This is a genomic window from Nonlabens xylanidelens (genome assembly GCF_002934445.1).
GTDB classification, from domain to species: domain Bacteria; phylum Bacteroidota; class Bacteroidia; order Flavobacteriales; family Flavobacteriaceae; genus Nonlabens; species Nonlabens xylanidelens.
Genome location: NZ_PTJE01000007.1, coordinates 1 through 26,672, shown reverse-complemented (window position 1 = coordinate 26,672; position 26,672 = coordinate 1). Strand labels below are relative to the sequence as shown.

22 protein-coding genes are annotated in these 26,672 nt (G+C 33.9%); 6 read left to right on the top strand and 16 right to left on the bottom strand.

The window, feature by feature from the left end; translation table 11 throughout:
* The first annotated feature begins 107 nt into the window (after nucleotides 1-107).
* Nucleotides 108-443, top strand: a complete 336-nt coding sequence (locus LY01_RS12515; protein ID WP_104516200.1) for a hypothetical protein — start codon at nucleotides 108-110, stop codon at nucleotides 441-443.
* 9 nt (nucleotides 444-452) lie between these two features.
* Here LY01_RS12515 and LY01_RS12510 read toward each other — a convergent pair whose 3' ends face one another.
* Entirely contained in the window at nucleotides 453-1,610 is a 1,158-nt protein-coding gene (locus LY01_RS12510) for a vWA domain-containing protein (protein ID WP_104516199.1), read from the bottom strand.
* 199 nt (nucleotides 1,611-1,809) lie between these two features.
* Here LY01_RS12510 and LY01_RS12505 point away from each other — a divergent pair, with 199 nt between their 5' ends.
* The gene (locus LY01_RS12505) at nucleotides 1,810-2,349 is read left to right on the top strand and encodes an inorganic diphosphatase (RefSeq protein ID WP_104516198.1); all 540 of its coding nucleotides are present in this window, start codon (nucleotides 1,810-1,812) and stop codon (nucleotides 2,347-2,349) included.
* A gap of 207 nt (nucleotides 2,350-2,556) precedes the next feature.
* Here the strand turns inward: LY01_RS12505 and LY01_RS12500 are convergent, their stop codons facing one another.
* On the bottom strand, nucleotides 2,557-3,081 hold the full coding sequence (locus tag LY01_RS12500; protein ID WP_104516197.1) for a hypothetical protein: 525 nt from the start codon (nucleotides 3,079-3,081) through the stop codon (nucleotides 2,557-2,559).
* A 64-nt stretch (nucleotides 3,082-3,145) separates the two neighbouring features.
* Between LY01_RS12500 and LY01_RS12495 the strand changes: the two genes are divergently transcribed.
* Nucleotides 3,146-3,853, top strand: coding sequence for a hypothetical protein (locus LY01_RS12495; RefSeq protein ID WP_245890726.1), 708 nt, complete (start codon nucleotides 3,146-3,148; stop codon nucleotides 3,851-3,853).
* Between the two features lie 528 nt (nucleotides 3,854-4,381).
* On the opposite strand, the gene LY01_RS12490 is transcribed toward LY01_RS12495, so the two are convergent.
* The 3 genes from LY01_RS12490 to LY01_RS12480 are packed head-to-tail and all read right to left on the bottom strand — an operon-like array spanning nucleotide 4,382 to nucleotide 5,462.
* On the bottom strand, nucleotides 4,382-4,582 hold the full coding sequence (locus tag LY01_RS12490; RefSeq protein ID WP_170034640.1) for a helix-turn-helix transcriptional regulator: 201 nt from the start codon (nucleotides 4,580-4,582) through the stop codon (nucleotides 4,382-4,384).
* Nucleotides 4,582-5,016 (bottom strand): hypothetical protein, encoded by a 435-nt coding sequence (locus LY01_RS12485; RefSeq protein ID WP_104516196.1) that lies wholly within the window; start codon nucleotides 5,014-5,016, stop codon nucleotides 4,582-4,584. Before LY01_RS12485 ends, LY01_RS12490 begins: the two co-directional genes overlap by 1 nt.
* Nucleotides 5,016-5,462 carry a hypothetical protein gene (locus LY01_RS12480; RefSeq protein WP_104516195.1) on the bottom strand — a complete coding sequence of 149 codons (447 nt, stop codon included), beginning with the start codon at nucleotides 5,460-5,462 and terminating at the stop codon, nucleotides 5,016-5,018. Before LY01_RS12480 ends, LY01_RS12485 begins: the two co-directional genes overlap by 1 nt.
* 296 nt (nucleotides 5,463-5,758) lie before the next feature.
* Between LY01_RS12480 and uvrA the strand changes: the two genes are divergently transcribed.
* Complete coding sequence (gene uvrA, locus LY01_RS12475; protein ID WP_104516194.1) at nucleotides 5,759-8,590, top strand: excinuclease ABC subunit UvrA; 2,832 nt, start codon at nucleotides 5,759-5,761, stop codon at nucleotides 8,588-8,590.
* A gap of 241 nt (nucleotides 8,591-8,831) precedes the next feature.
* Here the strand turns inward: uvrA and yidC are convergent, their stop codons facing one another.
* The 3 genes from yidC to LY01_RS12460 all read right to left on the bottom strand — a co-directional run bounded on the left by yidC (nucleotide 8,832) and on the right by LY01_RS12460 (nucleotide 15,222).
* Nucleotides 8,832-10,646 (bottom strand): membrane protein insertase YidC, encoded by a 1,815-nt coding sequence (gene yidC / locus LY01_RS12470; protein WP_104516193.1) that lies wholly within the window; start codon nucleotides 10,644-10,646, stop codon nucleotides 8,832-8,834.
* 75 nt (nucleotides 10,647-10,721) lie between these two features.
* Complete coding sequence (locus LY01_RS12465) at nucleotides 10,722-12,344, bottom strand: CTP synthase (RefSeq protein ID WP_104516192.1); 1,623 nt, start codon at nucleotides 12,342-12,344, stop codon at nucleotides 10,722-10,724.
* Between the two features lie 148 nt (nucleotides 12,345-12,492).
* Nucleotides 12,493-15,222 carry a zinc-dependent metalloprotease gene (locus LY01_RS12460; RefSeq protein ID WP_104516191.1) on the bottom strand — a complete coding sequence of 910 codons (2,730 nt, stop codon included), beginning with the start codon at nucleotides 15,220-15,222 and terminating at the stop codon, nucleotides 12,493-12,495.
* A 151-nt stretch (nucleotides 15,223-15,373) separates the two neighbouring features.
* Here LY01_RS12460 and LY01_RS12455 point away from each other — a divergent pair, with 151 nt between their 5' ends.
* The gene (locus LY01_RS12455) at nucleotides 15,374-15,889 is read left to right on the top strand and encodes a hypothetical protein (RefSeq protein WP_104516190.1); all 516 of its coding nucleotides are present in this window, start codon (nucleotides 15,374-15,376) and stop codon (nucleotides 15,887-15,889) included.
* A 5-nt stretch (nucleotides 15,890-15,894) separates the two neighbouring features.
* Here the strand turns inward: LY01_RS12455 and LY01_RS12450 are convergent, their stop codons facing one another.
* The 7 genes from LY01_RS12450 to fahA all read right to left on the bottom strand — a co-directional run bounded on the left by LY01_RS12450 (nucleotide 15,895) and on the right by fahA (nucleotide 24,626).
* The gene (locus tag LY01_RS12450) at nucleotides 15,895-16,434 is read right to left on the bottom strand and encodes a DUF922 domain-containing protein (protein WP_104516189.1); all 540 of its coding nucleotides are present in this window, start codon (nucleotides 16,432-16,434) and stop codon (nucleotides 15,895-15,897) included.
* On the bottom strand, nucleotides 16,435-16,836 hold the full coding sequence (locus LY01_RS12445) for an OsmC family protein (protein ID WP_104516188.1): 402 nt from the start codon (nucleotides 16,834-16,836) through the stop codon (nucleotides 16,435-16,437).
* A gap of 2 nt (nucleotides 16,837-16,838) precedes the next feature.
* Complete coding sequence (locus LY01_RS12440) at nucleotides 16,839-18,797, bottom strand: LysM peptidoglycan-binding domain-containing protein (protein ID WP_245890725.1); 1,959 nt, start codon at nucleotides 18,795-18,797, stop codon at nucleotides 16,839-16,841.
* A 7-nt stretch (nucleotides 18,798-18,804) separates the two neighbouring features.
* Nucleotides 18,805-20,337, bottom strand: a complete 1,533-nt coding sequence (gene guaA, locus LY01_RS12435; RefSeq protein WP_104516186.1) for a glutamine-hydrolyzing GMP synthase — start codon at nucleotides 20,335-20,337, stop codon at nucleotides 18,805-18,807.
* A gap of 103 nt (nucleotides 20,338-20,440) precedes the next feature.
* The gene (gene bshC, locus LY01_RS12430; RefSeq protein WP_104516185.1) at nucleotides 20,441-22,039 is read right to left on the bottom strand and encodes a bacillithiol biosynthesis cysteine-adding enzyme BshC; all 1,599 of its coding nucleotides are present in this window, start codon (nucleotides 22,037-22,039) and stop codon (nucleotides 20,441-20,443) included.
* Between the two features lie 112 nt (nucleotides 22,040-22,151).
* Entirely contained in the window at nucleotides 22,152-23,336 is a 1,185-nt protein-coding gene (locus LY01_RS12425; protein ID WP_104516184.1) for a hypothetical protein, read from the bottom strand.
* Nucleotides 23,337-24,626: a fumarylacetoacetase gene (fahA, locus tag LY01_RS12420; RefSeq protein ID WP_104516183.1), complete on the bottom strand. Its 1,290-nt coding sequence runs from the start codon at nucleotides 24,624-24,626 to the stop codon at nucleotides 23,337-23,339. It lies immediately after the preceding gene.
* 98 nt (nucleotides 24,627-24,724) lie between these two features.
* Here fahA and glyA point away from each other — a divergent pair, with 98 nt between their 5' ends.
* Nucleotides 24,725-25,996 (top strand): serine hydroxymethyltransferase, encoded by a 1,272-nt coding sequence (gene glyA, locus LY01_RS12415; RefSeq protein ID WP_104516182.1) that lies wholly within the window; start codon nucleotides 24,725-24,727, stop codon nucleotides 25,994-25,996.
* 418 nt (nucleotides 25,997-26,414) lie between these two features.
* Here glyA and LY01_RS12410 read toward each other — a convergent pair.
* Nucleotides 26,415-26,672: transposase (locus LY01_RS12410; protein ID WP_146080433.1), on the bottom strand; the 258-nt coding region annotated here is incomplete at its 5' end.

Genomic DNA, 26,672 nt, shown 5'->3' with positions numbered 1-26,672 from the left:
CTTTTTATTAAAATATAATGATTTAGAATAAAAATACCCTATAAAGGGTATAATATGATAATATACTATTATCTAATTTTACATTACCTAATTTTACTATATTATATATGAAACGTTTTATTATTTATTCATTCTCTATCTTTATTCTTATTCTTTCTAATTCTTGTGCAGAGCTAGCTGCAGGTCTCAGCAGTTACAATCAGGCTAACGGTACTCAATGTAGGCAATCAATAGTAGATCCAGAAGTATATCTAGATGGAAAATATCAAAACAAAATAATGATTACTGATTCAGAAGGAAATGATATTGAATATAATGAAGAACGATGGAGAGCATCTAAAGCAAAAACTTATCTCGGATATTCTTTCGGCATTTATTATGCTACATCACCTTATTCTGAATTAGAATATAGATTCACACATTATTGTAGTTCTTATTATTAACATTTAAAACTATCGCAACCTCTTTTTTCTATTAGCTTCATAATCGGTAAAAATCATCTCACCTAGACCTTGTAATCCTGTGAAGAATGCTTTTCCTTGATTAGCCTCTGTAAATTGATCTACAAATCTCTGTAAGTAAGGATCATTTGCAATCATGAACGTAGTTATAGGAATATGCAACCTTCTCGCTTGCGCCGCCATGGTATAACATTTCTCTACAATGTATTCATCTAGTCCATTTGAGTTTTTATAATACGTACCATCTTTTAATCGCAAGCAACTAGGCTTACCATCTGTAATCATAAAGATCTGTTTATTCGTATTACGTTTTCTTCTTAAAATATCCATGGCTAGTTGTAAACCTGCCACCGTATTGGTATGATAAGGTCCTACTTTAAGATAAGGAAGATCTGCTATTTTAATAGGCCATGAATCGTTACCAAAAACAATAATATCGAGCGTGTCCTTAGGGTATCTAGTCGTTATTAACTCTGCCAGTGCCATGGCTACCTTTTTTGCAGGTGTGATTCTATCTTCTCCATAAAGAATCATAGAATGCGAGATATCAATCATAAGCACCGTACTCATTTGTGCTTTAAACTGCGAGTCTTCTACAACTAGATCATCTTCTGTCAGATTAAAATTACCCATCCCATGGTTGATCTGTGCGTTGCGCAAACTCTCTGTCATAGATATACTATCCAGACCATCACCAAATCTATAAGGACGGTAATCACCACTGTGCTCATCGCCTTGTCCTAGCTTACCAGATTTATGGTTACCGCTAGCACCTTTACGCATATTACCAAAGATCTGGTCTAGCGCATGTTTACGCAATAACTGTTCTGTCTTTGCAGTAATAGAAAAACGTCCTGGTCTATCACCATCACCTTCTTCTTCTTCTCCTTCTCTATTTTCGTCGTTAGGGTCAAATTCTTCTTTGATGTAACCGCGTGCTTTAAGATCTTCTATAAAATCTTCAATCGTATATTCTGGTGTGGTAAGCTTGTATTCTTTATCCAGCTCTCTTAACCATTCTATCGCCTCATCAAAATCTCCAGATGTATGAGTTATTAACTCTTTAAAGATACCGAATAACTTATCAAAAGGATCTTTTTCCTTTTCATTATAGAATTCAAATTTAAAACCTAGTCTTTCTTGTGCCATTTTTTAAAAGTAAAGTACAAACAGATAAAACCGAATAATCTATCTGTATTTAACATTGGTTTGTGTTAAATACACGATTTGAGGAACAATTTTAGACTTTACTTACTTAAAAGTACGTATTTTACGATAAGTTAATGTGTTTTCGCTTTCGCGAAAGCGTAACGAACACTATTTTTGCAGCCGTTCAAAAAACAAGAAAATGACTAAACACGCTTGGCACGACGTAAGTTACGGAGCAGATGCACCAGGAAATGTAACTGGAATTATAGAAATCCCTAAGAATACAAGAGCAAAATATGAGTTAGATAAGGAATCTGGAATGTTAATTCTAGACCGTGTGATCTACTCTTCTATGTATTATCCTACTAACTACGGTTTTATTCCACAAACTTATTGTGATGATAACGACCCACTAGATATATTAGTTCTTTCTCAAATCGAGATTGTACCTATGTGTCTTGTAGAATGTAAAGTTATAGGTGTTATGCAAATGCTAGACGGTGGTGAAATGGATGATAAAATTATCGCTGTTGCTGCAAACGATATGTCTGTTGCTCACTTTAATGACATCGAGGAACTTCCTGAATTTTGGAAAAAAGAAATGCGCAATTTCTTCCAAGACTATAAAAAATTAGAAAACAAAGAAGTAAGCGTAGACGAATTTCAAGGCCGTGAAAAGGCACTAGAAATAGTAAACCAGTCTATTGAAGATTACAAGAAAAAATTCGGTACTAAGTAATTAGTTACTAATTGAATTTAAAAAAATCCTCAATGAAAACTTTGTTTTCATTGAGGATTTTTAGTTTAGAGAATTTTGAATTAACATCTCTAATCGCAGTGTAGAACTGAAATTCCTAACTATTATTAGAGACAGAGACTATTTAAATAATTTTAGTAAAAATACTGGCAGATACCTGATAATTTGCTAACGCAAATTTCTGTGATATTACTTACCGCTACCTTTAAACTGCTGGTCTTTGCTAGCAAATAGCACGTTAAAAGTAGTAAGGCTACCATAAATACGAGTAATGTATTGCTGTAAATCTATCTTAAGCTGGTCGTCCAGATCTTTAGAACTATTTATCTTTTGCTCCATAACTCTTAAACGGTCGCGCAACATAACTATCTTGTGCCAAAAGGTATTGATAGGTATTTCTTTGTCTGCGAGATTAGAATCTGCAGGTCTTAGAATCATAGTACCATTTTTATATTTATCAGCTAGTGCTACTACCTGACTCACATCGCTGAATCTTTCTAGGATTTCACGTAGTGACTTCTCAACATCATAGAAACTTACGGTATCAACGTCGTCCTCACAAGCTTCTATCACCTCAAAATCTGTATCTAGAGGTATGGTTTCTAATCCATCTTTCTGAAAGGTTACCCAATACATAGTCGCAGTAACGTTAGTCACTACTCCAAAGCCATACACGGCATGATTGATTCTTGATCCTATTCCTAATAATTTCATATAATATATTTATCTAAGTTTTTCTAAGTTTATCTTTGCCCTAAATTGATAAATTAATCCCGATTTGAAAAAGATATTTCGTTTTTTATTAAAAAGTATTTTAGCTATTCTAGCAATCGTACTTATTGCCGTTATAACGCTCAAACTTATTTATAATGAAGATGTACCTCAAGGAACATCAGGCAAACCGGCTGATGATCTAGCTTTTAAAATTCTTGATGCCATAGACCATAAACAGTTTACAGAAGCTCGTGAAATTCACTGGACTTTTAGAGGAGTGAATAGATATGAATGGAAAGTACAGCAAAATCTAGTAGATGTTTACTGGGATGATTATAGAGTTTCATATCAAACGCAATATCCTAAAATTAGTTTTGCATTTAAAGACGGTAAACGTATTGAAGGACAAGAAAAAGATAATGCTATAGCATATGCAGCAAAAAACTTTAATAATGATAGTTTTTGGGTAGTGGCACCACATAAAATTTTAGATATAGGTACAACTAGACAGCTTATAACTGAAGATGGTAAGGAAAAACTATTAGTAACATACAATTCGGGAGGTACTACTCCTGGAGATGCTTATTTATGGGAAGTAGATGAAAACTATCGCCCTACATCGTTTAAAATGTGGGTAAGCATCCTGCCTCTAGATGGTCTAGAAGCAAAATGGAGTGATTGGGAAATGACAGCTGGTGATTTTCCTCTAGCACAAAAGCGTAGTATTTTAGGAATTACAATACCTGTTACAGATATAAAGGTGATTCCTTGATTTGTTAATTACTAATAAAAAAATCAACTCATGTGCAAAACACCCTTTATCGTGTGGAGATTTACTTCAAGGAAAAATTGATCAACGATTGGAAATTAACGATATCTAATTTTTGATTTATTTACTCCTCTCGTTTCATTCGTTTCTTAAATTCTATACAAACAGACACTGACTTGTGGACATTTCCTTAGATGAAAAATTAATTAACGATTAGAAATTAACGATATCTGATTTTTGATTTATTTAATCATCTCATTTTACTTGTTTTTTCAGCCTAATAAAATAGCCATTGACTTGTAGACATTTCCCTAAATGAAAAATTAATTAACGATTAGAAATTAACGATATCTGATTTTTGATTTATTTATTCATCTCGTTTTTTAACCCTAAACAATCGCGTACATTTCACTTAAGGAAAAACCAATTTATTGATTTTCAACAAAAAGATCATAAAACTCTGATTTTACCATGTTCCCTTGAGGGAAGATTAAGAGTTGAGGCTTAGAGAGATAATTCCATAACTAAGAATTAATCCTGTTCTTCTAACTCAAATAACTCTTCTACAGAAACCTTAAACGTTCTCGCAATTTTTAATGCCAATACAGTAGATGGCACGTATCGATTTTTTTCTATAGAATTTATAGTCTGTCTAGAAACTCCTATTGCTTCAGAAAGATCTGCTTGGGTCATTTTATGGATGGCGCGCTGCACATGGATGGTGTTTTTCATTATAATTCTTGTTTAAAACGCCAGTAATTTATCAAATACATGATCTGGAAAAGAAAAATAGAAAGCATCCCATAATCCATAAAATCTAGCTGAGATCCAGAACGAAATAAACTACTTAACAAAAAGTTTAAAAATGGTGTGACAATAACTAGAATCATACCATACATAAAAGCATAAGCCATTGCTTTGTGACGTAAATTGAGCAATCGCTCATCTGGAAATTTATCTCTACTAATTATAATGAATAGAAAACCTAAAAGAATTAAATGGCCAGCCATACCGGTTGCAACTTCTTCATTTAGAAAGTGTTGGTATTCTTTGAAAAAGAATAATACTATTCCACATAAAACAGGAAATACTGCTACCCATTTCATGTAATGCGGTAATAATAAAAAATCTCCTTTTCTTACTTTATCTAATTGTTTATCGTTCATTACAATTGCTTTTTAAAAATGTTGAAATACATCAAATAATAAAATAAATAGGACGACATGATAAAAAAGAAACTTTGATATTCCCATTCTAGAATATCCTTATAAAAACTGTTTAGTATAATATTAATAAAAGGCAGTATCAATAACATTCCCGTACCCAACACAAAGGCAAATGCAAATGCTCTATAACGTAACTGATTTGTACGCTCATCTTCATGTTTATCTCGAGACAGTGCTAAAATGAACAAGCCAATTAGAACAAGATGCATACACAGGTCTTTATAAAACAATCTCAACTCACCGCCTTGATAATAGACTATCAACATACCAATGATTGCGCTAATTGAAATACCTACTCCTATCCATTTAAAAGAAGTAGGCAGCAAAGGAAATACGCCGCCTTTCTTTTCAAATTCACAAAATTTATTCAAAACAGAATTCCTCATAACGTAAAGTATTTTTATTATAATGACAAATATACTTTACATTTAGTGAAATACACTTATTTTATCTATATTATTTTTATAAGAATGATTTCATAACATAAAAAACACGCAACCTACTCTAAAACTAAACTTATCGGAATTGAATAAAGGTCAAGTGTCTCTATTCAAATGGATATGAATAAATAAATAGTCTTAAATTAGAGAAGTATAAAAACCCAACTCTCCACAGCATTTTAAGTAAGCTTTAATTCTATTTCTGATGCATTAGAATTAACTTCGCAAGATTGCAATATACTATGGCGTACACTGACGAAATTATTGAAGTAAAAGGAGCTCGTGTTCATAATTTAAAGGACATCGATGTAAATATTCCTAGAGAGAAACTTGTGGTTATAACTGGTCTCTCTGGTTCTGGTAAATCATCGCTAGCTTTTGACACTATCTATGCCGAAGGTCAACGACGTTACATAGAAACCTTCAGCGCATATGCGAGACAGTTTCTAGGCGGTCTAGAACGTCCCGATGTAGATAAAATAGATGGACTCTCTCCTGTTATAGCCATAGAACAAAAGACAACGAGTAAAAGTCCACGAAGTACAGTCGGTACTATTACAGAGATCTATGATTTTTTAAGATTACTATATGCTCGTGCTAGCGACGCCTATTCTTACAACACAGGTAAGAAAATGGTAAGTTATAGCGATGAGCAAATACGCGATCTTATTATAGAAGAATATAAAGGCCAGCGCATTAACATACTTGCACCTACCATAAGAGGTAGAAAAGGTCACTATAGAGAACTCTTTGAACAAATAGCAAAACAAGGGTTTGTAAAAGTACGATGTGATAATGTCATAGTAGATATTACTAAGGGTATGAAACTGGACCGTTATAAGGTCCACGACATTGAAATAGTAATCGATAGATTACAAGTAGGCGACACTGAAGAAGATATTAAAAGGCTAGACGAGTCTATTAAAACTGCGATGTACCATGGTAACGACATCACGATGATTGTACCACATGGTGAAAAAGAAGGTCGTTTTTTCTCTCGTACATTAATGTGCCCAGAGACTGGAATCTCATATCCTGAGCCAGAACCTAATAACTTTTCTTTTAACAGTCCTAAAGGTGCCTGTCCTAAATGTAATGGTATAGGTACACTCTATCAGGTAAATGAAAACAAAATCATACCAGACCGCAGTCTTTCTATTACTAAAGGTGGTCTTGCCCCATATCCTGACAATAAAAAGAACTGGATTTATAAACAGCTAGAATTAATTGCCCAAAAGTTTGATTTTAAACTAACAGATCCGCTAGATAAAATACCTGCAGCAGCCATAGAAATGATTCTTTATGGTGGCAAAGAAAGTCTAGAGGTAGATAGCAAGAACTTAGGTGTTAAACGCAGTTATAAAATAGATTTTGAAGGGCTTGCAAACTTCATAGAGCAAACCTATAACAATAACGACAGTACTAGTTTACAACGTTGGGCAAAAGAATTCATGGATAACGTGACCTGCCCTAATTGTGAAGGATCAAGATTGCGTAAAGAAAGTCTTTATTTCCGTGTTAACGAGAAGAATATTGCTCAACTGGCTCAAATGGATATCGTCCAGCTGGTAGAATGGTTTGAATCTTTAAATGGCACGCTTTCGCGAAAGCAAGAACAAATAGCTACTGAATTACTTAAAGAAATAAGAGAACGATTACAGTTTTTACTAGATGTAGGTCTCGATTATTTATCACTAAACAGAAGTGCCAAAACACTTTCTGGTGGTGAAGCACAACGTATACGACTGGCCACTCAAATAGGTTCTCAGTTAGTAGGAGTTTTATACATTCTAGATGAGCCGAGTATAGGATTGCACCAGCGTGATAATGAGAAACTTATTAATTCTCTAGTTGCCCTGCGAGATACAGGAAATTCTGTTATCGTGGTAGAACATGATAAGGATATGATCGAACGAGCAGATCATGTCATAGATATAGGTCCTCGAGCAGGAAAATATGGTGGTGAAATTATAAGTGAAGGCTCACCGCAGGAGATTTTAAAACACGACACGTTAACAGCTCAATATCTCAACGGTAAAAGAGAAATAGCCGTACCTAAAAAACGTCGTAAAGGAAATGGTAAAAAAATATCGCTTAAAGGTTGTACTGGAAATAACCTAAAAGATGTTTCTATAGACCTACCTCTAGGCCAGATGATAGGTGTAACTGGTGTTTCAGGAAGTGGTAAATCTACTCTTATAAATGAGACGCTATATCCTATTATGAATGCGCATTTCTTTAATGGAGTTAAAGTACCGATGCCTTATAAAAGCATCAAGGGACTAGATAATTGTGATAAAGTGATTGATATTAATCAAAGCCCTATAGGTAGAACACCACGATCTAATCCTGCGACGTATACTAAAACCTTTGACGAGATAAGGTCTTTATTTGCTAAAACACCTGAATCCTTAATACGAGGTTATAAACCTGGTCGTTTTAGTTTTAATGTAACCGGTGGACGTTGTGAAACCTGTAAAGGTGGTGGTTTAAGAGTCATTGAGATGAATTTTCTTCCCGACGTTTATGTAACTTGTGAAACCTGTCAAGGAAAACGTTTTAATAGAGAAACTCTAGAAATACGCTACAAAGGTAAATCTATAAGCGATGTTCTTAACATGACCATTACAGAGGCTACTGATTTCTTTGAGGCTATTCCTAAAATATACCGAAAGGTAAAGACTATAAAAGATGTAGGTTTAGGTTACATTACTTTAGGACAACAATCTACTACCCTATCTGGTGGTGAAGCACAACGTATTAAACTAGCCAGCGAGCTTTCTAAAAGAGATACTGGTAACACATTTTACATACTGGACGAACCTACTACAGGACTTCATTTTGAAGACGTGCGTGTACTTATGGGTGTGCTTAACGAGTTAGTTGAAAAAGGAAATACAGTCCTAGTGATAGAGCACAACATGGACGTTATTAAAATATGTGATTACCTAATAGATGTAGGTCCAGAAGGCGGTCGTGGCGGTGGTACCATAGTTGCAAAAGGTACACCAGAACAAGTTGCTAAACATAAAACGAGTCATACTGCTAGGTTCTTGAAGAAGGAGCTCGTTTAAATTTATTAGATATTAAAAATAAGAAATCCCTTAACGCTCTACGTTAAGGGATTTCTTATTTAAAAGGAGTTTTTACTCAATGGATTCTTTTAAGATAAAACTATAACAACCTGAATCATAAAGCAATAATAAGTATTAGAATAACTCAAAGCTGCAGTTTAATAAATCAAACATAATTTTATAATCATAAAAAAACCTCCATCTAAAAGATGGAGGTTTTTAAAATATAATTTTATAAGAATTACTTCTTACCTTTCTTCTGTTCTTCTTGTTGTGCTTGTGCTTGCTCCATAATCTCTGACATCTTACTTGCAAAACGACCTTTCTTTTTCTTAGGCTTAGCTTTTGCTTTTTCAATTTTAGCAAGAACTTTATCCTTATCAATGATTACATGCTTAATCACTAACATAATACCGATGGTAATTAAGTTAGAGATAAAGTAATACAATGATAGTCCACTTGCATATTTATTAAAGAATACCAGCATGAACAATGGAGATAGATACATGATAAACTTCATGTTAGGCATACCTGGTTGTTGTGCTGCTTGCATATTTTGCCCAGTAGTCATCTTCATATAGAAGAAGATAGAAATAGAAGCAAGAATAGGAAATAGACTCACGTGATCACCGTAGAATGGTATTTTAAAACCTTCTGGGAATTGATAGATAACATCATAACTAGATAAATCATCTGCCCAAAGGAAACTTTTCTGTCTTAATTCAAATGCTGTAGGGAAAAACTTAAAGAGTGCAAAGAATACAGGCATTTGTAACAATGCTGGTAAACAACCACTCAATGGGCTGGCACCTGCCTCACTTTGAACCTTCATGGTTTCCTGCTGCTTTTTCATTGCATTATCCTTGTACTTTTCTGCAATTCTATTTAATTCTGGACGTAGAATTTTCATCTTTGCCTGAGTTAAATAACTCTTATATAATACTGGAGATAATACCAGTCTTACACAAATAGTAAGTAGTATAATAGCAAGTCCATAAGGAATACCTAATCCATCAGAACTACTTAAGAATGTAAATAACGGTCTTATCGCCCATTCATTAATAAAACCAAAAATTCCCCATCCTAGATCTACTACTTCGTCAAGATTGCGATCATATCCATCTAAGATTTCAAAATCTGTAGGACCAAAATACCAGTCCATATTGTAAGCTAGCTCACCACCAGAATAATCTAACTGTACTTTAGAAGTAAATTTCTTAGTTAGCTCATTTTGCTCGTCATCTTCACTGGTATTGTTATAAGATTCTAAAACACCACTTTTAAATGGAGTGTCTGTTAACAATATAGAAGAAAAGAAATGTTCTTTGTAAGCGATGTAGGTAATATCTTCTGCCTCTTCATCAGCATTTTCTCCTTGACCAGTATAGTCATCACTACCTCCATCGTATTCAAATTTAATCTCTGTATAACGACTCTCTGTAGTAATACTTTTTGAACGACGGTATGCTTGTAATTCCCAGTTAAGAGCAACTTCTTCAGATGTATTTGCTACTTGCGCTAGACCTTGAGAACGGATGTTGAAATCCATCATATAATCGTCTGGCTGTAACTCATATCTAAATTCTATAAATGCACCACTTGCTGGACTAGCTGTAAGACTTAAAACCTTATTTGCTCCATTTTGTGAAGTTTTAGGTGTAAAAACCATGTCCTTAGTATGTACTTTACGTCCATCTTTAGTCATGAATTCTAGATCAAATTGATGATCACCGCCTTTAACTAGGTATACCGGTAAAGAGTCATAAGTTTTGAAACTTTTTAATAATGCTTCATCAATTAAAGCTCCTTTAGTATTGATTTTAAAATCAACTAAATTGTTATTAAACTCTAGCACTTCACCTTTAGAACCTCCTGGTGTTAGCGCTGTATCATTTAATGTAACTGGCTGGTTTGAATTTGAAACAACTTCACTCGTTTGTGATGCATCTTCTGTTTCTTGCTGGTCTTCTTGGTTTCTGAAAAGCATAAATACAACTATCCCAAAAATTAGGGCTAATCCTAGCATACTTTTCCAGTCCGTCTTTTTCTCTTCCATACTTTTGCCCGTTAGGGCGATTAATTTACTTGGTATTTAAAATGGATATTGTTCTCGCTTTCGCGAAAGCGAAACTTATATCTTATTTTTCTTTAATTTAAACTCTCCAGCGGCTTTTACAAATGATGTAAATAATGGGTGCGGTTGTGCCACTGTACTTTTATATTCTGGATGGTATTGAACCCCTATAAACCAAGGATGATCTTCTACCTCTACCGTTTCTACCAGGTTAGATTTAGGATTTACTCCTGTGGTCTTAAGTCCAGCGTTTTCTAATTGCTCTCTATAATCATTATTATATTCATAACGGTGTCTATGACGCTCGCTTATCATTTTAGAACCGTAAATATTTTTTATTTTACCACCTATTAGCTCACAATCCCAAGCTCCTAGACGCATGGTACCACCCATGTTCATAATATTCTTTTGATCTTCCATGAGTGATATAACTGGATTTGCAGTTTTCTCATCCATCTCTATAGAGTTAGAGTCTTTAATTCCTAAAACGTTACGAGAATATTCAATAACTGCCATTTGCATTCCTAAACAAATTCCAAAAAATGGTAATTTATTCTCTCTTGCATAGCGTACTGCCTCTATCTTACCTTCTATACCGCGCTCTCCAAAACCAGGAGCAACTAGTACGGCGTCTAGATGAGATAGTTTTTTCTCTACGTTATCTACTTCTAGATATTCACTATGTATAGATTCTATTTTTACTTTAATCTCGTTTGCAGCACCGGCGTGTATAAATGCCTCTAAAATAGATTTATAAGAATCTTGTAACTCTACATATTTACCTATCAGTCCTATGGTAACGGTACTTTTAGGATTTTTATGTCTTTGTACAAATTCATTCCAGCTTCTTAAATCTGGCTGATCTTTTGTATCTATATCTAGATTTTTAATGACAACACGATCTAGTCCTTCTAATAACATTTTATTAGGAACGTCATAAATGGTTTCTACATCGATAGACTGGATTACTGCTTCTTGCTTTACATTACAGAAACGTGCAAGCTTGGTACGTATCTCGTCAGATAATTCATGCTCTGTACGACATACAAGAATATCTGCTTGTACACCACTCTCCATAAGAGTCTTAACGCTATGTTGAGTAGGTTTAGTTTTTAACTCACCTGCAGCACTTAAATATGGTATTAAAGTTAAGTGTATCACTAGAGAATTGCGTTCTCCTAGCTCCCACTGTAACTGTCTTACACTTTCTATATAAGGTAATGATTCTATATCTCCTACGGTGCCACCTATCTCTGTGATAACAACATCATAATCACCAGATTTACCAAGAATCTGTATACGTTGTTTAATCTCGTCTGTAATATGAGGTATAACTTGCACCGTTTTACCTAAAAACTCACCTCTTCTTTCTTTCTGAATAACACTTTGGTAAATTCTACCAGTGGTAACATTATTAGCCTGAGAAGTATTAACGTTAAGAAAACGCTCGTAATGTCCTAAATCAAGATCAGTTTCTGCACCGTCTTCTGTTACGTAGCATTCTCCATGCTCGTAGGGATTAAGTGTCCCTGGATCTACATTTATATACGGATCTAACTTTTGTATAGTAACCCTTAAACCTCTAGCTTGCAGTAATTTTGCTAATGAAGCTGCGATTATTCCCTTTCCTAAAGAAGAGGTTACTCCACCTGTTACAAATATATACTTTGCGTGTGCCATAGTTATGTTTTAAGAGTTTTAAAAACAGCTGCAAAAGTAGGTATTTTGAAGAAGAGAAACGAGAACTTTTAATCTTAAATTGAAAAGCTTAAAACAACAAAAACCAGCAATTACTTGCTGGCTTTTTATTATATAAAATTAATAGAGATTAATCTACTACTATCTTTTGAGTAACTGTACGATTTCCATCTACTATGTTTACTAAATACATACCAGCAGATACAGCACCTAAATTAATATTTTGATTGAAACTATTTGAAGTCTCATAAGATCTTTTAAATACAGATCTACCACTTAAATCAAATACGGTAACACCTACATTATTACTTGATGCGTTATCAAACAATACATTAAAGTTACCATTATTAGGGTTAGGGTATATAGACAAATTATCTAATTCAAATGACTCATTACTCAATGGAGTAATGTTTTGCACACATACTTCTAAGGACCAACTGTTCAATGTACCTAAATCTGCATCTCCGTTATCAGATACACGCAATGTCCAATCTCCATTTGCTGCAACTCCATTAAATACTGAAAAAGATTCAGAAGGAGCAAAATTACCTACAGTAGGCTGTCTACAAAGTATAGTCGCTCCACCATCTTCAAATGTAGCAGCTACATCATTTTGATTAGCACACTCTCTATTCCATGCAACAGCTTGATTACGACCTGAAGGGTCTGTAATTGAAAAAATCAAATCTTGTATGTAAGTATGTGAAATATCAACACCTAACTTTATACTTTCTATATTATCTGTAAGAGGAACATTTAAAGTAGACAATACACCTACTCTATTATTATCTGGAATTGCAGAATTCAAACTTCCTGATTGGTAAGTTGTACAAGTAATTTGAACATCTGCATTTATATTAAACTCTCTAGTATTTAAAGCAAAGAAAATACTACCAGCGCCCTCTATCATTATTCTACAACTTGGAGAAACGATTCCTGAAGGTACAGTTAACGCATAAGAACCTGTATTAGGCACATTTGATGCTAGTACTGTATCAAAATTTAAACCTCCATCAGTAGAAAGAAGTATATTGACATTTGCAGTATTGATAGTATTTGCATCTGTACCAGCTACATCCCATGTAATATTTTCAACTGTATTAGGTAACCAAACAATGCCTCCTAAATTTTGAGAAGTAACACGGAAAGGTCCTGCATTTGCATCTACTTGTACTATCATTTCATCGCTATTTGTCTGACCACCTCGAGTATCATTATCTCTAACCGTTAAATCAAATGTTTGCACGCGACTAACAGAGGATAGTTTCTCCCATACTGTAGAACTTCCTCCATTAACTAGCAACTCTTCTAATCTAGGGATATATCTTACTTTATCAGAAGTACCTTCAAATGATCTCACCATAGGGCCTGTTGCATTTGTTTCTTGAGGTAAACCAGTAATAGTACTTAAATCATTTTGTTCCCATGTATAAGTATGTGTAGAAGTACCGTCTGCATCAGTAGAATTACCAACTAATTTATATGGAGTACTTCTAGGAATCACATAATCACTGTCTGCTATAGCAACAGGAGCTGAATTACCTGTTAAAGTTGTCTGAGCACAAGTACCTAAACCAGACGATATATTATTAAAAATACTATTCAAACTACCTTGATGAAAATATGCATCACTATTGTTTTGAATGTTCTGCGGTGGACAGATACCAGCGTATGCCATTATTGTAGAACCACTACCTGGTTCAAAAGCATTATTTGCAGATCTATTTCCTCCAGCACAATTTGCTGCATCACCGTTAAATGAATGTGGAGCACCCATTTGATGACCTAATTCATGAGCTACAAAATCAATATCAAAAGGATCACCCACAGGTGCAGCACTACCTGTTACACCTTGCGCTTTTCTATTCGTACATGGAGACGCTAGTGAAGCTAGCCCACCACCACCTGTAGAGAAAATATGACCTATATCATAATTACCAAAACCGATAATAGCATCTATAGCAGCTTGATTTTCTCCTAAAATGGCACCTGGAGAACTATTTGAGAAATTATCTGAATCTATCGAAATTAACGCCGTATTATTCGCAACAAGAGTCATCGTTACACTTAAATCTCTCTCATAAATAAAGTTATTACGAGTCATAGTAACTATAATAGCCGCTACAACAGCATTTCTTTTAGCTAGAATAGGGTCGGTTGATACCACACCAGCTCTAAGCCAATGAAATTGAGAATACTCTACAGTGGTAGAGATAGCTAATCTAAAATCTCTTAACAAACCATCGTTTGCATTTTTAACATCAAAAGTATGCTCTGGACCAATAAATCTTTGATTCAGGTCATATGTGTCCTCAACATGACATTCCCAGTGATCACCATGATTAATTAAATCACTTTTCTTATAAACTACAACAGATGAATTATCAAAAGAATAGGAATCTACAAATTGAGTACCTAATCTAGGAGAAAACATCATTCCATGAAAACCCTGAGAGGTAATAGAAAATCTAACTTGACTATCTGCATCTTTTACACTTTGACCTACATAAGATCTAAAATCTGCATACTCAGCCTGTAACTCAGGAGCCATTACACTTGCCTCTTTTACTCTAAAAAACTCTATTCCATTAGTGGTAGGATATTCTATAATTACCGTAGACAGGTTTGAATCTACACCTCTTTGTGGTGCGTTTTGTAATTGAGCTTTAAGGGCTGAAAGATCAATTCTATAATAAGAGGCTACTGTTGGATCTGTTTTTCTAGTCCACTGTACCTCTGATGCGAGATCAGATTCAGTTACTTGTGACCAAGTACTTTTGCTTTTTTGAGCTGTTGATGGTAACATTGCACCAATTATAAATAGAAGTGCTGTCATCCATAACTTGTAATTTTTAAACATGCTTTGAATTTTAAGAAACAATAATAAGGGAAAATGATCACAATTTTGTGTTACCAACAGTCTAACTATTAATTTATAATTATGCTTTCGCGAAAGCGTAACTAAACAAAAAATAATTATCTATTTTTAAACTTTATTAAAAACATCTTACATGTATAAATACACGCTTCTAATTGCAATGATATTATTGATTTCATCCTGTAAATCTAATCAGCAAATCACCACAAAATCTGATCAAAAAATATCATGCCCTATTGACGGAACCTGTTCTTTTGAAGTACTTAAAAATAAAGAGCTTTTAATTCTAGAAGATGAGTTTAAAAACACTTACCACGAATTAAAACCTGCAGATGGTAAAGTGGTTTTAAAATATGAATACAAGAGAAATACAAATCCTGAAATTAGTGATGATAATTATTCTGAAATAGTTTTTATAGAAATAGACGAGAATATTACAGATTTAGATCTAACAGATCAGTTCTTAGGTAACGCCAAAGTCAGTTATAACAGACTATGCTTTTGTAGAGGAGCAACAGGAATTTATAAAGTAAAAAAGGGTCATCTTAAAATTTCTAAAGACGATAAAAAATATGAATTGGCTTTAGACTTTATGGTAGAAGAAGTGCCGCAAGTAGTCACTTCTATTAAGGAATCTTTTGAACTATAAGAAACCTAAGACTCTGCACTAGTTTTAAAGAGTTCTTCCTTAATTTTTATGGACCAGATTTCTTGAGCATCTTTTATTAATCCATGGTTAGTCTCTCCATCATATTTAGACTGTAGTTGCTGACGATCTTTTTCAAACTTCCTAAAAATGAAATCAATTTCCTTTTTAGGATTTTTTTGAGGAACGTATTTTGTAAAAGCCGCTCTTAATTTACGCGCATATAACTCTGATATATCCCAGTGCAATTGCTCATGGGCAAGTAATGCAGCGTTACTTTCATTGATGTTTTTTTTCCAACTTAATTGAGGATAAAAATAACTAGTAACCTGTACATCTACCTTTAAATCACCATCTATACTTTTAGAAGAAAAACTATATCCCATACCACAATTAACACTCGCAAAATGATGAGCTCCCTGAGGCGGTACTCCTTTAAAATCTTGCCAAGTTAATTGAGAGTGTTCTTGATAAGAAAATCGTTCTCTTGGATCATCATTAAAATTAAATGATAATATAAGGAGGATACAAGAGAACAAAATCTTCATTTAGCTCCAGTTAAAAGTAATATTCTTAACAATATCTGGATGTAGACTATTGTGCACTGGGCAAGTATTCCCGACGCGTTCAAGAATTAATTGCGCTCTTTTATCACAACCACCCTTCATATCTAGCACTACATCTATTTGAGAAATACGTCGTGGATTAGCATCCATGATCTTAGTAACCTGTGCTTTACTACCAGAAAGTTCTATCCCCATATCAGCAGCTTTAATGCCCATTACAGTAAGCATACAACTAGCTAGACCAGTAGCAACTGTATCTGTAGGAGAGAAAGCCTCTCCTTTACCTTGATTATCTACAGGCGCATCTGTTAAGAATGAATTACCACTTTTAAGATGTGTAGATTCACATCTTAAATTACCTTTATACTCTACAGTAGAAGTCATAGTTACTCTTTATTAGTAATAGTATTAATATCTAATTCTTTGATGCTTAGATCTTCTTGATACTGCAAGATATACATCGCCTCATTATAAAAACCAGAAGATGACTTTTTAGAATAATCAAACTTATTCTCTGTCATAACAGTTCTTCCATTTCTCATTGCGCTTTCATAAAGGTCTGAAGAGCTAGCCTGTCTTAAAATAAGATCCAGAGTAACATCAAAACCTCTTACCGCATAAGAATTAGGCGTGATACTATGTGTAGAATAATACTTTTTTATAAAAGAATTATCCTCTTCACTTTCTTTATACATACTAGGATACACAAAGTTTAATTGTGCCAACTTTGCATTAGGCAAATCCATTTCTTCAAAATTATCTAAACCGAACATCGTTATCTTATGCGATTCTGCTTTTGCCGAATAATTTGTGATGGCATCAGTAATAAAACCAACATTATCTACTGCCAGTATAACTACATTCTCAACATCTGCTTGAAGTTCTTTAATATAGTTAATGCTGAAAATGTAATTCTTTTTTGAATTAGGCACTAACACATTTGCTGATGGTAATATAGAAGTGAATTCATTTCTCAATTTAGGATTATTATTATCTGTAACGATAATTACATGTTTTCCTTTAGAGTACGCTACTATAAAATCTTTAAACTGCTGTTTGAGTATGTCATTACTAGGTCTAGCCTGAAATAAATTGCGATACAGTTTTACATTAGTATTAGTTAGAGGTGATATAACAGGAACATCAATACGCTTTATTTCCTTTGCCGTTTCCACAACGTTATCAGAACTAAGTGGTCCTAAAACTGCATTATAATCAGCAAAATCAGTCGCATTAAGAATGTTCTTAGTAGTCTGTAGGCTCTTTTGAGTATCATAGACATCATAATCTACAGGGATACCTAACGCATTTGCACTGTCCACAGCTATTTTTACACCGCTGTAAAAATCCAAAGCAATGCGCATAGTTCTATCTGCTTTTAAAAGATCTCGGTTTGCGTTTCCGTCTGTCTTATGAATTGAAAATGGTAGCATAACAGCAATGCGCTGTCTTTTAAAATTCCTCAAACTATCTATCAATCTAGCTGTGGTATTTACACTTGATTTCACGACTACTTCTTTTCCATAATCCGGATTAGGAATAGTCACTTTCATACCTTCTTTAAGTCCATCTTTTAATTGTGGATTAAGAGCTAGTAAAGAATCCTCACTTATACCAGACAGCTTCTTTAATGAATACATACCCATCTTTTTAGGTATAGTATACTCTACCATTAACGGTTGCTCATTTTTAGAATCAGAAATTACTTGTTCCGGCATTGAATCTGCATCAACAGTAATTCCTTTAGGCACATTTAAAATCATTCCAGGACGTAAATCTTTAACATCAGGATTAAGCTCTAAAAGCTCCTTAGCCTTGATACCATGTTTTGTGGCAATACCATACATTCCTTCACTAGGCTTTACTAAATACTTACCATCTGGTAAGTTTGTAGGGTCTAAAACAGGTTCCTTAGGTTCTGAATCTTGAACAGAAAGCTCTACCTCTTCAAAAATTGGTATTTGTATTTTATCTCCTTTTCTTAAAGGATTTGAATACAACTCTTTATTTGCCTCCTTAATATCTAACTCTGTGATATTATATTTTTTTGAAAGGCTATAAAGCGTCTCTTTGCGTCTTACTCTGTGCTTTTTATACTTTTCTAATCTTCTTTGAGTAAGTACGGTATTTTGAGCTGGTATTAAAAGTACCTGACCATACTTTAATCCCGACTTTAAATCAGGATTAAGCTCTAATAATTGCTCAGAAGTTACTTTATACTTTTGAGTAAGGGTATAAATAGTCTCTCCTTGCTCTACCGTATGTTGTTTGTAATTTTGCATGAATGCGGCATCCGCTTTCGCGAAAGCGAAACACAAACAAATTATTATAAATATATTTTTCATCTTGTTTTTATTCCCATTCTATAGTTGCTGGCGGCTTTGAACTGATGTCATACACCACTCTATTAACGCCTTTAACTTTATTTATTATTTCATTACTAGTTGCCTGCAAAAACTCATAAGGTAAGTTTACCCAGTCTGCAGTCATACCGTCTGTACTTTCTACCGCTCTTAAAGCGACACACTTTTCATAAGTACGCTCATCTCCCATTACTCCTACACTATTTACTGGTAATAAAATAGCGCCGGCTTGCCATACCTTATCGTATAAATCCCATTTTTTTAAATTATTTATAAAAACAGCATCAACTTCTTGAAGTATACTTACTTTTTCTGGTGTGATATCTCCTAGAATTCTAATAGCTAGCCCTGGTCCAGGAAATGGATGTCTACCTAAAAGCTCTGCAGCCATACCCATAGATTTACCTACTCTACGTACTTCATCTTTAAATAGTGCTTTTAAAGGTTCTACAATTTTAAGCTTCATGAAGTCTGGTAATCCACCAACATTGTGATGTGATTTTATAGTCGCACTAGGCCCACCGGTTGCACTTACACTTTCTATCACATCTGGATAGATAGTACCTTGTGCGAGCCAGGTTACATTTTTAACCTCGTGTGCCTCATCATCAAAAACTTCTATAAATACACGTCCTATTGCTTTACGTTTTAATTCTGGATCACTTAATCCTTTAAGGGCAACCATAAATCGTGCCGAAGCGTCTACTCCTTTTACGTTAAGTCCCATACCTTCATATTGCTTTAAGACTTGAGTGTACTCATCTTTACGCAATAATCCATTATTTACAAAAATACAGTAGAGGTTTTTACCTATCGCTTTGTGCAATAACATCGCTGCAACCGAAGAATCTACTCCTCCAGAAAGACCTAAAACCACACGATCTTCTCCGATTTGTTTTTGTAATTGATCTACAGTTTCTTCAACAAAACTATCTGGAGTCCAGTCTGGTGTGACGTTTGCAATCTTTATTAAGAAATTCTCTAACAGCTGCTTACCATCTGTAGAATGATATACCTCTGGATGAAACTGTATCGCATAGGTAGATTCACCTTGTATTTTATAGGCTGCATTTTTCACGTCATGAGTACTAGCGAGTAACATACCGTTTTCTGGCAATTGCTTAATAGTATCACTATGACTCATCCATACTTGACTACCAGCTTCTATACCTTCTAAGAACAAATCATTTTCTACAAAAGATAAATTTGCACGACCATATTCTCTAGTGCTAGACGCACCTACTTCACCTCCATGAAAATGTGCTAAATACTGCGCGCCATAACAAACTCCCAGAAGAGGCTTCTTACCTCTTATTTCATTAAGATCTACATGAAAAGCGTCTTCCGATCTTACAGACATAGGACTGCCGGAAAGAATGATAGCTTTATACTGATCTAAATCTGTAGGAACTTTGTTGAAAGGGTGGATTTCAGAATAGATGTTTAATTCTCTTACTCTGCGCGCAATTAATTGTGTGTATTGCGATCCAAAATCTAATATTAATATCTTGTTGTGTTGCATGAGCAAATTTACTTTTTTAATATCTAAAGTTTAAGGATATGACACACTTTTGTTAACGTGTTTTCAAAAGAAAAATCAGGTCTCTTATTAGCTTTCTAGACTGTCACAATTCTATGACACTAAATCTCTGATCTAGAGGATCTAGACTTTCTTTAATTTTAGAAATAAAAGAAGGCCCGTATTCTTGATAAAATAATGAAAAGTTAGTTTGCCTTTCTTGTAGACTATCATTAGGAAACAACTCTTTTTTAAGCTCCAGTGCTCTATCTAAATGATCTTTAAGTTTTCTCTTTTGCGCTTTGAGCAGTCTAGACTCTAGATGTTCTAGACCTTTAATTTGCTTATGCTCTTGAGCCTTTACCGCATTTTCAAAAGACTGCTCTGTTAAACTTGCAATTTTAAAAAGTTCTTCAAACTGCTTTTTAAGATGTTCTTTTTGAGTAGTAAAATCTATCTCTATGTCGCTTATTTTATTAGTTAAGAGCGTCGTTAACTCATGATCTTCTTTAAATAAATCCCAGATCTCTAATTTTAACCTGTTTACTTTATCTAATTGCTTCGAGGTAACTAATAAAGCAGAGTTGCGCATGAGTAGTATAGGGAATGTTACTTGTTGTGAATTAAAATACTGCTTCAATTCTAACCAGTATGCCATCTCACCACCACCACCTATATAACACAAATTAGGAAGCACCACTTCTTGATAAAGTGGCCTCATAATAACATTAGGTGAAAATCTTTCTGGATGATCTTGTAATTCTTTAAGAATCTCTTCTTTTGTAAATCTAATATCTGTATCGTCTATAGAATAAGAACCATCTTTTTCTATTATACGTTTGCGATAAAAATCAGTTAAGTAGAATAAATTAATCTCTCGAGGATTAACTTGTACTTTATATTCATGTGGCCAGCTATCTAAGGTATGACTCACCTCCTTAAAACTAGTCTGGGAGATTAATTCTTCTTTAAAATAAGGAATTGCAAGTGCTTTTAATTTGCTATCATCTGCATCTAGAATTACGAGGCCATCTTCTTTAAATAATTCATGCGCTATTACTCTAGTCGCATTTGCAAGGTTAGAATTATTTAAATACCCTTTTTCAAAAAGACTTATTACTTTTTGAGCATTATCATGTTTACCTAACAGTTTTTTAAAAACTTCTAGAACATCTTCTAGACCATCTGTAGAAAGCCTTCCTACACCACCATAAGAATCACGGTTATAAACTACCTTTTTATCACCGTAATTAAAATATTGAATCTCTTCAAAATCATGATCTTCAGTTGCCATCCAGTATACCGGAACAAAATTATACTCTGGATATTTATGTGATAGTGTTTTACATAAATTAATGGTAGATATTATTTTATATAAAAAATATAATGGTCCTGTAAATAAATTGAGCTGGTGCCCAGTAGTTACGGTAAACGTATGTTGTTTACCCAGCAAATTAATGTTTAATTGCGTTTTATCTTTATCTTCTATACTCTCGTACTGCGACACAAGTACGTCTTGCAAGACTTCTCTTCTATTCTGTAGTGGATCCCATTCCTTTTTTTTCTCAACTATCTGATCTCTAAAATTGTCTAATTTTGGAAATCGATGATATAAAGGTTTTACATGTTCTTTTTGATCGAGATAATCAGACATTAAATCTGAAAAATATCTAATAGACGTGTAAGATTGGTGTTTTGAACTCATAGATTTATAGTCTCCTCAAATATAGGAGTTGAACTGTGAAATAAATCCTAAGATTTTAAAGTAAGTAGGATCTTAATGCATGTTTCGCTTTCGCGAAAGCGAAACACACCATCTAATTATAATTAAGATTATTTAGAATCTGTTTTATTTTATACTTTAGGTCTTCACCGGTGTCGTAAATCATTTGCTCATCTGTCGGAAAGTTCACAGATCTAGGATTCAAAGTTTCTAGATAATTTGCATCAAGAGCTCTTCTATCCCCATAAACAGAACCATAGATATAGGTGAAAATAAAGTTACTAGCTACAGGAAAACGATCTACTGTTTGCGATGTTCTATTATCAATTAACTGAACAACTGCATTAACGTTTGATTCTTTAAATTGCGTATTTTGAACGACGCTAGCCTTAATGGTGACAAATTTATCTCTTTTTATATCGTTACCTAAACTGTCCTTTTTAACGTTGCCATTAGCATCATATTCATAGATATAGCCATCTTGTACGAGTCTTTCTTTATGCAACTCTTTTTTAGAAACTTGTTCTGGAGACATCACAATGCGGTCTATAATTATATCTATGTCATAATCATAATCCAACTCTACTATCTCGTTGTTATGATATTGAGTCCACTGATCGTTAATACCATAGGTAGAAAAATTAAGTAATTCTTCTTCTAGCAATTGTGGCAATACTGTTTGTGACTGATTTTTAAGATTTACCATAATGTAATGAGTTCCTTTCTCTAGGGCTTTTTTCATTAAATCACGAGTATCTTTAAAATTAGGGTTGATCTTTTCTAAATAAATCAAATCATTATAGACACTTCTTGCTTCTATAGTATTTGCAGTTCTCAGAGCCGTTTTTGAATTAATAAGTAAATAATCAGAAAGGTCATTTTTAGATGCAATTATATTAGCATTGTAATTTTCAAAGTCAAAATCAACTGTTTCATTCTCTTTTATCAAGGTTAAAGGCAACAAAGGTTTTATCTTATCCTGTCGTTGATCCATACCTACATAGGTTTCATATATAGATTCTAGTACAGCAGGATTATTATCTAACTGCCACCTTTGTAATAAAATTTGGTCCTGAGCAACTGCCTTCATATAGGCTTGCTTTAAAAGAGGTATGTATTCTTGATTTCTTTTGGCTGTTTTACCTTCTATTAATTTATTAACAGCGATATCTATCGCTTGGTCATAGTTACCTTGGTTTAAAGCAGTTTCTGTTTCTTTTAAACTACTACACGAGATAATTAAGACAGTAAACAGAAGGTAAATTATAGTTTTTTTCATTTACTTTTTCTTAGGCTCATAAATAGGTAGAAGAGTATTAGATACTTCTCCAAACCCTATACGTAGTTCTCCTTTATGACAGTAACCTCTCATGGTAACGGTATCATAATCTTGAATGAATTTACGCTCTGTACCATCATTAAGTTGGATAGGCTTTTCACCTCTCCAGCTTAATTCTAACATTGAACCATAAGAATCCTTAGTAGGTCCTGAAATAGTACCGCTTCCCATTAAATCACCACTATTAACAGAACAACCGTTTACCGTATGATGCGCTAGTTGTTGTGAAATATTCCAATAAAGATGTTTAAAGTTTGATTTACAGACTGTGGTAGGTGTTCCTTGTTGTGGTGTAATATCTACCTCTAGATTAATATCAAAACTGCTATCTTCTTTTGAATCTAGATAATCTAAAACTGGTTTCTCGCGTTTAGGACTATTAGTTCTAAAAGGCTCTAATGCATCTAACGTTACAATCCATGGAGAGATAGAACTCGCAAAGTTTTTTGCTAAAAATGGTCCTAGTGGCACATATTCCCACTTTTGAATATCTCTTGCGCTCCAGTCGTTAAGAATAACCATACCAAAAATATAATCCTCTGCCTCATTAACAGGCACTGGATGTCCTAAATTATTAGCATCTGTTGTAATGAATGCCATTTCTAATTCAAAGTCTACTAATTTAGATGGACCAAATACTGGTTGCTCTGACCCTGCTGGCATAGTCTGACCTTGTGGTCGGTGTATAGAAATATTAGAAGGTATAACAGAACTGGATCTACCATGATAAGCTACTGGCATGTGTAACCAATTTGGTAAAAGAGCATTATCAGGATCTCTAAACATTGTACCTACATTTGTAGCATGCTCTTTACTACTATAGAAATCAGTATAATCACCTATTAAAACAGGTAACTGCATCTCCACTTCGTCGATAGGAAAGATTATACGGTCTCTATCAGATTTATTATCACGTAATTCAGAATTTTCTTTATCAAAGATATCACCTATTCTATTGCGCACAAGACGCCACGTTTTCTTCCCGTCAGAAATAAAATCATTAAGTGTGTCCTGCATAAACATATCGTCAGTTAATGGCACACTCTCAAAGTAACCCATCTCCTGCAATGCACCTAGATCTATGGCATAATCGCCTATTCTAGTACCTATAGTAATAACGTTATCCCTAGTAAGGAAAACGCCGAATGGTATATTTTGAATAGGGAAATGAGTATCTCTATTATATCCTATCCATGAACTTCTCTTTGGGTCATTTGTTTTATTAGGCATCTGTATCTTGATTTCTTGTTAAAAAGTAGTATTCAAATATATTATATAAGAATTGGTTGATAGCATATGTAGCTTATTTTTGTAACAAAATATTTAAAATGGCTTACAACGATAATGAAATCTTTAACTTGATTGAAGATGAGAGAATCCGTCAAACAAAAGGTATCGAATTAATTGCTAGTGAAAACTATGTAAGTGATGATGTACTTGCTGCTGCAGGTTCTATTTTAACTAACAAATATGCCGAAGGATATCCTGGAAAAAGATATTATGGAGGATGCGAGGTAGTCGATGAAATAGAGAATATCGCTATCGACAGAGCTAAAGAATTATTTAATGCAGAATATATAAATGTGCAACCACACTCTGGTAGCCAGGCTAACACAGCTGTATATCATGCCTGTTTGAATCCTGGAGATAAAATTCTAGGTTTTGATCTATCTCATGGAGGTCACCTAACACATGGTTCACCAGTTAACTTTTCAGGTAAACTCTACAAAAACGCCTTTTACGGTGTTGAAAAAGAAACTGGTAGATTAGACTACGATAAAATAGAAGAAATAGCTGTAAAAGAACAGCCTAAACTAATTATCGCTGGTGCTTCAGCTTATAGTAGAGAAATAGATTATAAAAGGTTTAGAGATATCGCAGACAAAGTAGGTGCAATTCTTATGGCAGACATTGCACATCCTGCAGGTCTTATCGCCAAAGGAATCATGATGGACGCAGTAGTTCATGCACACATTTGCACAACTACTACACATAAAACTTTGAGAGGTCCTAGAGGAGGAATGATTATAATGGGTAAAGATTTTGAAAATCCATTCGGTCAGAAATTAAAAAATGGAAACTTAAAGAAAATGTCTAGCTTACTAAACAGTGGGGTATTTCCAGGTAATCAAGGTGGACCTTTAGAACACATTATAGCAGCGAAAGCAGTAGCGTTTAAAGAGGCACTTTCAGAAGATTTCTTACACTACATGGTTCAAGTAAAGAAAAATGCAGAAGTTATGGCAGCAGAATTTGTTGCTAGAGGTTATGATATTATTTCAGGTGGTACAGATAATCACATGATGCTTATAGACCTAAGAAATAAAAACATTAACGGTAAAGAAGCTGAGGCATTACTAGGACAAATACACATCACTGTAAACAAAAACATGGTTCCTTTTGATACAGAGTCTCCATTTGTAACCAGTGGAATTCGTATTGGTACAGCAGCAATAACGACTAGAGGTCTAAAAGAAGATAGTATGAAAACTATCGTTGATCTAATAGATCGTTGTTTAACAGGTAATCCAGATAATTTATCTAAACTAGAAGACGAAGTATACACCCTAACTGAAGGATTACCATTATTCAAAGCTTAGTAAAAAAATATTTTTCCATCGATTATTAAAAGCAATGCTCGCATTATGATCGTAGTAAATCAAAGCTCAATAACGTCACTGGCGTACTTGAGCTTTTTTTATGCTCATATATACTCAAACTATAACAGCAACCCATAAACCCCAAATTAATATTTGATAGTTTAAATTTTTAATATCGCTTTCGCGAAAGTGAAATACCGAACAACTTAAGTGGCAAAAGCCAATCACATTAAATAAGAAATAAAATATCCTAGCTTCTTGAATAGATTAGTAATCTACTCAAAATAACGAAATCAAAAAAAACAAAATATTTCTATTATCAAATTGAGTAATGAGTAATGAGTAATGTAACCAAAAAAAGACACTATCCTGAAAAGTGTGTAAGTTAAAATAACTTGGGTTTGACTTTAATTAATATTTAGAGTTGAACCCTTTTATCATATATAGTTAAGAACTGATTAAGTATGATTCCCCAGTTTCTTACTGGCATAGACCATTTCTTAGTTGCTTCTCTGATTGCCAAATATACAGATTTCATAACAGCTTGATCTGTCGTGAAGGACAACTTGTTTTTGGTGTATTTACGTATTTTTCCATTAAGATTTTCGATAAGGTTTGTTGTATAGATGATTTTTCTGATCTCGATTGGGAACTCAAAGAACACGGTAAGCTCATC